Genomic DNA, 9,090 nt, shown 5'->3' with positions numbered 1-9,090 from the left:
GAAACATTCCCTTCTTTCTTCTGAAAAATAACTATATCATCATTCGCTAAAAGTTGCGTTTATGAGTTGAATTCAAGGGATAAAAAAATTACATCTTTGACTATTAGCACCAAATTTGAAGGAAATTCTAGGTTTATAAAAAATATAACTTTAAATGATAAGAAAGCGTTTCCTATACAATTGGAACCTGTAAAAAATATGCTTAAAATTTGGACTCGGAAGAATGAAGCTACTATTATAGCTAAAAATGGTGTTTCTAGTAAAAACAAAATCACCTCTTCTGATAAGTTAGGTGAAAATCCATTGACCATTATTAATGGAAAAGAAGTAGATAAATCACAAAAAAACACACACACGTTTAAAGAGAACTCTGCCTTAAGAGTAGAAAAACTTAATCCGGAAGAAGCACAAAAAATCTACGGAAAGAAAGCCAAAGACGGAGCTATTATCATAAAGGAAGTTCCTGAAAAATCCTCGAAAGAAATTATGGCCGCGCAAACCCCGAATCAAAACAGTGAAATCGCTTCTGCTTTAGCTTTCAAAAAAGACAAACCACTTATTTTTATAGACGGTAAGAAAGTTACTGAAGAAGAATTTAATCAGGTTAAGCCGCATCAAATTGAAAGCCTAAACGTTCTTAAAGGCGAAAGTGCTATAGAAAAGTATGGAAAGAAAGCTGAGAATGGAGCCCTTGAAATGAAATTAAAAAACAGTACTAATCATCTCAATTCCCGTAAAGAAATTCTCAAAGAAAAACAGGAGCGAGACAAAGTCTATAGAGAAAAGAAATCTAGTAAAAAGACACCGCTTAAGAAAAGAAAACAACAACCAACCTATACTTACGCTATTGATGGCGTTATCGTTAAAAAAGATAAAATAACCTCGCTCCCCGCCAAACAAATAAAAGAGATTTCATTTTATACCGAAAAAGAAGCTGAGACTAGTTTTAAAATCAAGACTAATGGAGAGAAACTTATGAATGTTCGCTTGCATAAAAAAGGAGAAGAAAAAAGTATTTCGGCTGAAAAAGTATTACAACAAGAAAAATATCAAACTTTTTTAAGAAAGGATCATCCGTTACTTATGGTAAATAATAAAGAAGTTTCTCGCAGCTTTATAGAAAAGCTAGATAAAAAATTAATACAAAGTGTTTTTATCGTAGAAGGAGAGAAAGCCATTGAAAAGTATGGCGAAAAAGCAAAACATGGCGTCCTGGTTATTACGACTCGGCCTTAAAACCTATAATTTTCTTAAAAAACGAATCCTTGAGCGCTTGTGCTTCAAGGATTTTGTATTTTTAAAATAAAAACCATGGGACTTAAAACCACATTTTTTAGAGGACTTTCTAAACTTAACAAGGTAATTTTACCCAATTACACCAAGAAAGGACTTGATTTACAAAAAGCTTCTAAATTTCAATTAGCCATTATTGGTTGGAAAGCTTGGGTTACCAAGCACGCCTCTACCAACCCCAATCAGAAATTACTCCAAAACTAATACTGTATTAAAGACGTAATTTCCCTACCGGGCAATTGATTTCTTCCTTCTAAGAACGAAAGTTCTATTAAGAAGTTACACTGTACGATTTCTCCGCCTAAGCGTTCCACCAAATTACAGGCAGCTTTTGCGGTTCCTCCCGTGGCCAGCACATCGTCGTGAATCAGCACTCTTTCTCTGGGTTGAATCGCATCGGTATGAATTTCCAATTCATCTTTTCCATATTCCAACGCATAGCTTTCTTGCAAAGTCTGGTAAGGTAATTTTCCTGATTTTCGTATGGGAACAAAACCTGCATTCAGTTTTTTGGCCAATAAAGTAGCAAAGAAAAAACCCCGACTTTCAATGCCCACTACTTTATCTATAGGGGAATCGATTTGATTTGCCCATTTTTGTACGTAGAAATCCATTGCTTCAGGATTTAGCAAGAGTGGCGTTACGTCTTTATAGCTGATTCCTTCTTTAGGGAAATTAGGGACGTTTCGTATTAAAGATTTGATATTCATAAGACTTATCTTAGTGGCACTCAAGATAAGAAGAAGCTTTTGAAATTAAAATTCGAATTTTAAACAAAAATGTTTGTTCTTTTACAGAAAAGAAATATCTTTGCGTCTTCAAAACGGCCTTGTGGCGCAACTGAATAGCGCACCTGATTACGGCTCAGGAGGTTCCAAGTTTGAATCTTGGCAAGGTCACTACAAGCAAGAAACCACGCTTTTTTTAGAGCGTGGTTTTTTTTATGCTTAGAAGCGTCGAAAGTCGGTGGCTTTTGAAAGCAGATGAACATAAAAAATCAACTTCTCCTTAAGCGAAGTGGGGTTTCTTATTTGCAACAGAGAGCTTCACAAAATCAGAGGCAAGGTCACCATTAAAACCAATACTTTACAAAGCTTTTGTAAATGCTGTTTTTTTTCATTTACACACTATTACAAAATATAAAACGAGTATGAGCCTCCAAAAAGTTGAAATAATAGAATTTTCTGATGACCTACAAGAACCTATTAAAACGCTCAATTATGAATGGCTTGAAAAATATTTCCGACTGGAAGAAAGTGATATCCTTTCACTCTCCAATCCAAAGAAAGAAATCATGGACAAAGGAGGATTTATTTTCTATGCACAAGTAAATGAAGAAATAGTAGGAACTTATTCCTTATTAAAGAAAAAAGAAAATATTTTTGAATTAGGGAAAATGGCCGTCTCAAAAAAAGCTCAGGGTCATAGAATTGGAACAATGCTACTGGAACATTGCTTGCGTTTTGCAACTCAAAAACAAATTAAGATCATCGTTTTATATTCCAATACTCGATTAGAATCTGCCATTCATCTGTATCGAAAATATGGTTTTTTAGAAGTGGAATTAGAAAAAGGTTTTTATGAGAGAGCTAATATTAAAATGGAGAAACATCTTTGATACTTTAGAAATAGACTAAAGATTTTCTCCCGGAAATAATTCAAGAGTCGAACATTGTCTTCTAGCTTATAGAATACCTGATTATATACCTCATCCTCTAGTCTCTTTATAACAAACTATATTTTTCAACATGTAGTAAGTTCCTCTTCCCTTATAACTTACACGTACTGTATAAACAGATAAAATAGGACAAAACTCCGAGGCCTAATAAAACACCAAAAAAGGAAGTCCACGCACCATTATTGACAAAAACGCCTGTGGAGGTGCCAATTAAACTGGACCCTACATAATAAAATAACCAATATAAGGAAGTTGCCATGGACTTTCCTTTTTCGGTGAGTTCCGTCACCAATCGGCCCGCCACCGTATGTGCGCTAAAAAAAGCGATGGTAAAAATAGTTAAGCCTAGAAGCAGTAAAATAAGGTTGCTGGAAAACATGAGCGCAATCCCTAAAATAAAAGCGAGTAAAGCAAGACGAATAATACGTTTTGAGGAGTATTTATCTGACAAACTTCCAGCCACTAAATTCCCTATAATTCCAAAAGCATACATCAAGAAAATAGCGGCAATGAGGTAATGCGGAAGATTATAAGGCGGCGCTTTCAGTTCAAATCCTAAGTAATTATAGACACTCACAAAACTTCCCATAATACAAAAGGCAATGATATAAATCCCCAGTAGGTTAAGGTTAGTCAGCATTTTACCCATACGAGAAAGTTTTATTTTAACAGGAATACGTACAGGTTCAAAAAATCGCGAATGTGGAAATACACGTATAAAAAAAAGTGCGCTCACAAGACCTAGAACACCAATAAATAACACCGATATTTTCCAATTAAACCAACCTTCTAAAAGTGCTGTTGTCACCCGCCCAAACATCCCACCAAAGGTGTTACCGGCAAGATAAAAGCTTATAGCAGTTCCTAAAGATGATTTATCTACTTCTTCCGACAAGTAGGCCAAAGTCACAGCCGACACCCCCGAGACAAAAGCTCCTTTTAAGAAGTTTAAGCCCACCAAAACTTCAAAATTCATGATTAACGGAGTCATTAGGGTAAGTGCCGTAGAACTTAAAAGACTAAAAACCATGATGTTTTTTCGGTTGAAATTATCGGCGATAAAAGCGAAGATCAACAATCCAAAAGCCATCCCAAAGGTGCTTGCAGACACCAAGTAACTACTCTGAGAAGGTGTTTTACCAAATTCATCTGATACCGAACCTAATAAAGCTTGAAAATCATACAACTGAGCAAAAACAGAAATTCCGGCAAGAAAAATAGCCCATTTTATACGATTGTATCGAGCAGTGCCTTTTTGAGCTTTTCTCGGCTCACTTATAGCTTCAGTTGAACTTGCTACGTTTTTAATCATTTTGCAAACTTACAAAGGAACTTGTTTCTCAATCACCTTACTGAAGATATTATTTTAAGCTTATTTTCAATAAGACAATCAATATAAGGCTTAAAAATACAAGCCGTGAAAAATCAATATTCTCTAATAAGCGGCATTAAGGCTAGATTTTAATCATCAATTAGTCGTGCCTGACTTAAGATCTTAGATCGCAATGCTTTTAGATAATAGAAATGAGAAATGATTTCAATTATCTAGTAAATAACAGTTTAATATTGAAATACACAAATCTTTCGTTTCTCACTTCCCCTGAAGAATGCTTATCACTTTAAAAGTTTTAACCGTACCTACTAATTATCCTCCTTATAAAAAAGTAAGTTAAAAAAAATACTATTTAATGTTATTTTTAATACTTTTACAGCGATGAAAAAATTTCTCCATAATATAATGACTGTTTTTATGGCAGCTGTAGTTCTTATGACTACGATGTCATTCACTATGGATGTGCACTATTGCGGAGAAACTTTGGTTGATTTTTCTTTTACGCAACAGGTGGAAACCTGCGGAATGGAAAAAATGCAGTCCACTTCTAGCTGTGAAAATCCTAGTCTTTCAGAGAAATCATGTTGCTCTGACAAGCAAGTGGTCAAAGAAGGGCAAGATGATCTTAAAATTTCATTCGACCAGCTTAACTTAGAGCAACAAATTTTTGTTGCATCATTTACATACGCTTACATCAGTCTGTTTGAAGGAACTGAATCTAAACAAGTTCCTTTTGTAGATTACTCGCCTCCCTTTTTCAAACGGGACGTGCAAGTGTTGCACCAGACTTTCTTAATTTAATTTATTAGACAGCCCGATGCTAATCGGGGATTAAGCCCAGCGGTACTTTCGTTTTGGGCTCATTTTGTAGTTTCTAATTTTTCAAGAAACAAACAAAACAGCTTTTTTTAACTGTCTAATAATCATTTCCTATGCTCAATAAAAGCATCAAATTTCTTATAGAAAATAAACTGATCGCAGTTCTTCTACTGGCGCTCTTTGTAGGTTGGGGAGTTATAAACGCACCCTTCTTTCCTGCGAATACAGCAATTTCGGAATATTTAGATCCTGTAGCAGTCGATGCTATTCCTGATATAGGCGAAAACCAACAAATCGTTTTTACCAAATGGGAAGGTCGCTCTCCACAAGACATTGAAGATCAGATCACCTATCCCCTAACCACTTCCTTATTAGGTATTCCCGGTGTGAAAACCATTCGTAGTTCTTCTATGTTTGGATTTTCTAGTATTTACATCATTTTTGAAGAAGACGTTGAATTTTATTGGTCACGAAGTCGCATTCTAGAAAAACTCAATTCTCTTCCTGCCAACTTATTACCTAATGATGTGAATCCAGCTTTGGGTCCAGATGCAACAGGATTGGGTCAGATATTTTGGTACACTTTAGAAGGTAGGGATAAAGAAGGCAATGTTACAGGAGGATGGGATTTACACGAACTTCGCAGCATTCAAGATTACTACGTCAAATATGGTTTGTCTTCAGCAAGTGGAGTTTCTGAAGTAGCCTCCATTGGAGGTTATGTACAAGAGTATCAAGTAGATGTTGATCCCGAAAAAATGCGTCAATACAATATTGATTTGGATGCGATTGTAAAAGCAGTTAAGGAAAGCAACCAAGATATTGGAGCACAAACCTTAGAAATTAATCAAGCTGAATATTTAGTTCGTGGATTAGGTTATGTGAAATCGGTGGCTGATATTGAAAATGCAGTAATTACTTCAGAAAATTTCACTTCCATCCGTATTAAAGATATTGCCCATGTGCATTTGGGACCACAAGCTAGACGCGGGATTTTAGATAAAGAAGGTGCAGAAGTGGTTGGCGGAGTTGTAGTAGCCAGGTATGGTGCCAATCCGTTAGAAGTAATCAATAATGTGAAAGATCAAATTGCTGAAATTTCTTCTGGACTTCCCACTAAAACACTAGCAGATGGCCGTACTTCGCAATTGACCATTGTTCCTTTTTATGATCGTTCTGAACTGATTCAAGAAACTTTATCTACCCTTAACGAAGCCCTCACTCTTGAAATTTTAATTACCATTCTCGTGATTATTGTCATGGTTTTTAATTTGAGAGCTTCTCTTCTAATTTCAGGACTCCTACCCGTGGCCGTTCTCATGGTGTTTATCACTATGAAACTTTTTGATGTAGATGCCAATATCGTCGCCCTTTCTGGGATTGCGATTGCCATTGGTACGATGGTAGATGTTGGGGTCATCTTGGCCGAAAATATGATTCGGCATTTAGAGGAGAATGACAAATTAAAAATAGAAAGCGAAAAATTAGAAATCAATGCCGTAATTTATAATGCTACCGCCGAGGTTTCTGGTGCTATTCTTACCGCAGTTCTCACCACGATTATCAGTTTTTTGCCAGTCTTTACCATGGTAGGTGCAGAAGGAAAGTTATTTAGACCTCTTGCTTTTACCAAAACCATGGCACTAACAGCCTCATTAATTATTGCACTTTTCTTGATTCCGCCATTTGCAGCTTTTCTTTTTAGAAAAACCAACATTAAAGAACCTGCAAAATATGTGCTTAACTGCGTCTTAATCCTTCTGGGAGTCACTGCGATTTTCTTCGGAAGCTGGTTTGGTCTTGTACTCATTGCCTTCGGAATTAATGGGATTTGGTTCCTTAGGTCAAAATCTAAACCTTATACCTTTTCACTGTTCGCTTTTCGTTTTTCCATTACTCAGAATCTCATCAACATCATTATTTCCGCGGCAGCGATTGTATTGTTGTTAGCTGAATATTGGCGACCCTTAGGTTTTGACAGAAGCATAGCCATGAATTTACTTTTTGTTGGCAGCATCTGCTTCGGATTGCTGGGTATATTCTCCATCTTTCAAAAATATTACCACAGGATTTTAAATTGGGCACTTCAAAACCGAATTCTATTTTTAATTATCCCAACTACCGTATTGGTTTTAGGTGTGATAATCATGAAAAATACGGGAAAAGAATTTATGCCCGCACTTAATGAAGGTTCCTTCTTATTAATGCCTACTTCTTTACCCCACGCGGGAGTCGATGAGAATAAGCGTGTGCTGCAGCAACTCGATATGGCCGTGGCTAGTATTCCAGAGATTGAAACTGTAGTAGGAAAAGCAGGAAGAACAGAATCTGCTCTCGACCCTGCTCCTCTTTCTATGTATGAAAACGTAATTCAGTATAAAGCTGAATTTATGCGGAATAAAAACGGGGACCGACAGCGTTATCAAGTAAACGAGGAGGGGCTTTTTCTACTGAAGAACGAGAAATTACACTACAATACTAATACTGAAGTCAATCCAGATGCGGTTGAAACTGCTAGAAAAAAAGGAAGCATTTCAGCGAAGCTAAACCTTAAGCATACCGATTTGATACCCGATGATGATGGTGAATACTATAGAAACTGGCGTCCAGAAATTGAAAATCCTGATGATATTTGGAACGAGATTGTAAAAGTTACCAAACTGCCAGGCGTCACTTCTGCACCTAAATTGCAACCCATTGAAACTCGTTTGGTTATGTTACAAACTGGAATGCGAGCTCCCATGGGAATTAAGGTAAAAGGCCCCGATTTAAAAACCATAGAAGATTTTGGCTTAGCATTGGAAGAAATTCTTAAACAAGCCGAAGGCGTAAAAGAACAAGCGGTGTTTGCAGACCGAATTGTGGGGAAACCTTATTTGCTAATTGATATTAAGAGAGATCAATTGGCTAGATACGGTATTTCTATTGCAGACGTTCAAGAAGTGCTGCAAGTCGCTATTGGCGGCATCCCGCTTACCCAAACGGTAGAAGGTCGCGAGCGTTATGGAGTAAGAGTACGTTACCCTCGTGAGTTGCGATCAAATCCCGATGATATCAAAGACATTTATGTTCCTGTAGAGAAAGGGAGTCCGGTGCCTTTAGGTGAATTGGTAAATATTCGGTACGAGCAAGGGCCGCAAGTGATAAAAAGTGAAGATACCTTTTTGATTGGCTATGTCTTATTTGATAAACTTGATGGCTTTGCGGAAGTAGATGTGGTAGAAAATGCGCAAGCACTCATTCAAGAAAAAATAGACAAGGCTGAGTTAATAGTTCCAAAAGGAGTGAGTTATCGCTTTACCGGAACTTATGAAAATCAATTACGCGCAGAAAAAACACTTTCTATTGTGGTGCCCTTAGCACTGGTCATCATCTTTCTGATTTTGTATTTTCAGTTTAAATCGGTTTCCACATCGTTAATGGTTTTTACAGGAATTACTGTGGCTTTCGCTGGTGGTTTTATCATGATTTGGCTTTATGGTCAGGATTGGTTTTTCAACTTCAGCCTGTTTGGTGAGAATATGCGTGATCTGTTTAATATGAAAACCATCAATCTAAGTGTGGCCGTATGGGTTGGTTTCATTGCACTGTTTGGTATTGCAACCGATGATGGCGTGGTCATGGCCACCTACCTTACACAAACTTTCGACAGAGAAAGGCCACAAGATAAAAAAGGAATACGAAGTGCCACCTTAGAAGCCGCAGGAAAGAGAATTCGACCTTGTTTAATGACTACGGTAACCACCATTCTTGCGCTTCTCCCCGTTTTAACCTCTACAGGAAAAGGCAGTGATATCATGATTCCCATGGCGATTCCCATTTTTGGTGGGATGCTTATTGACATTACCTCCTATTTCTTAGTGCCAGTGTTGTATAGTTGGAAGAAAGAAAGGGAGATGAAAAAGTTAAAAACTAGAAACTAAAAGTGAAAGTGAAAGTGAAAAGAATATAGAGCATAGACTAAAAA

The 9,090-nt window shown here is 36.9% G+C and carries 7 protein-coding genes and 1 tRNA gene; 6 read left to right on the top strand and 2 right to left on the bottom strand.

Features of this window, described 5'->3' with window-relative positions; translation table 11 throughout:
• The first annotated feature begins 198 nt into the window (after positions 1 to 198).
• Together RBU60_RS12035 and RBU60_RS12030 are read left to right on the top strand one after the other, a co-directional pair.
• Entirely contained in the window at positions 199 to 1,236 is a 1,038-nt protein-coding gene (locus RBU60_RS12035) for a hypothetical protein (RefSeq protein WP_308865297.1), read from the top strand.
• Between the two features lie 75 nt (positions 1,237 to 1,311).
• Positions 1,312 to 1,497, top strand: coding sequence for an SsrA-binding protein (locus tag RBU60_RS12030; protein WP_308865296.1), 186 nt, complete (start codon positions 1,312 to 1,314; stop codon positions 1,495 to 1,497).
• Here RBU60_RS12030 and RBU60_RS12025 read toward each other — a convergent pair.
• Complete coding sequence (locus tag RBU60_RS12025) at positions 1,494 to 2,003, bottom strand: adenine phosphoribosyltransferase (RefSeq protein ID WP_308865295.1); 510 nt, start codon at positions 2,001 to 2,003, stop codon at positions 1,494 to 1,496. The genes RBU60_RS12030 and RBU60_RS12025 overlap by 4 nt on opposite strands.
• Before the next feature lie 115 nt (positions 2,004 to 2,118).
• On the opposite strand from RBU60_RS12025, the gene RBU60_RS12020 reads away from it, so the two are divergent.
• Together RBU60_RS12020 and RBU60_RS12015 are read left to right on the top strand one after the other, a co-directional pair.
• Positions 2,119 to 2,192, top strand: a tRNA-Arg gene (locus RBU60_RS12020).
• Positions 2,193 to 2,443: 251 nt separating this feature from the next.
• Positions 2,444 to 2,911, top strand: a complete 468-nt coding sequence (locus RBU60_RS12015) for a GNAT family N-acetyltransferase (RefSeq protein WP_308865294.1) — start codon at positions 2,444 to 2,446, stop codon at positions 2,909 to 2,911.
• A 151-nt stretch (positions 2,912 to 3,062) separates the two neighbouring features.
• Here the strand turns inward: RBU60_RS12015 and RBU60_RS12010 are convergent, their stop codons facing one another.
• The gene (locus tag RBU60_RS12010) at positions 3,063 to 4,283 is read right to left on the bottom strand and encodes an MFS transporter (protein ID WP_308865293.1); all 1,221 of its coding nucleotides are present in this window, start codon (positions 4,281 to 4,283) and stop codon (positions 3,063 to 3,065) included.
• A gap of 402 nt (positions 4,284 to 4,685) precedes the next feature.
• Between RBU60_RS12010 and RBU60_RS12005 the strand changes: the two genes are divergently transcribed.
• Both RBU60_RS12005 and RBU60_RS12000 read left to right on the top strand, forming a co-directional pair.
• Positions 4,686 to 5,105, top strand: a complete 420-nt coding sequence (locus RBU60_RS12005; RefSeq protein WP_308865292.1) for an HYC_CC_PP family protein — start codon at positions 4,686 to 4,688, stop codon at positions 5,103 to 5,105.
• Positions 5,106 to 5,236: 131 nt separating this feature from the next.
• The gene (locus RBU60_RS12000) at positions 5,237 to 9,046 is read left to right on the top strand and encodes an efflux RND transporter permease subunit (protein WP_308865291.1); all 3,810 of its coding nucleotides are present in this window, start codon (positions 5,237 to 5,239) and stop codon (positions 9,044 to 9,046) included.
• Positions 9,047 to 9,090 lie beyond the last annotated feature (44 nt).

It is taken from the genome of Mesonia profundi (assembly GCF_031085155.1).
Classification (GTDB): Bacteria; Bacteroidota; Bacteroidia; order Flavobacteriales; family Flavobacteriaceae; genus Mesonia; species Mesonia profundi.
This window is presented reverse-complemented; position numbering and strand designations above follow the sequence as displayed.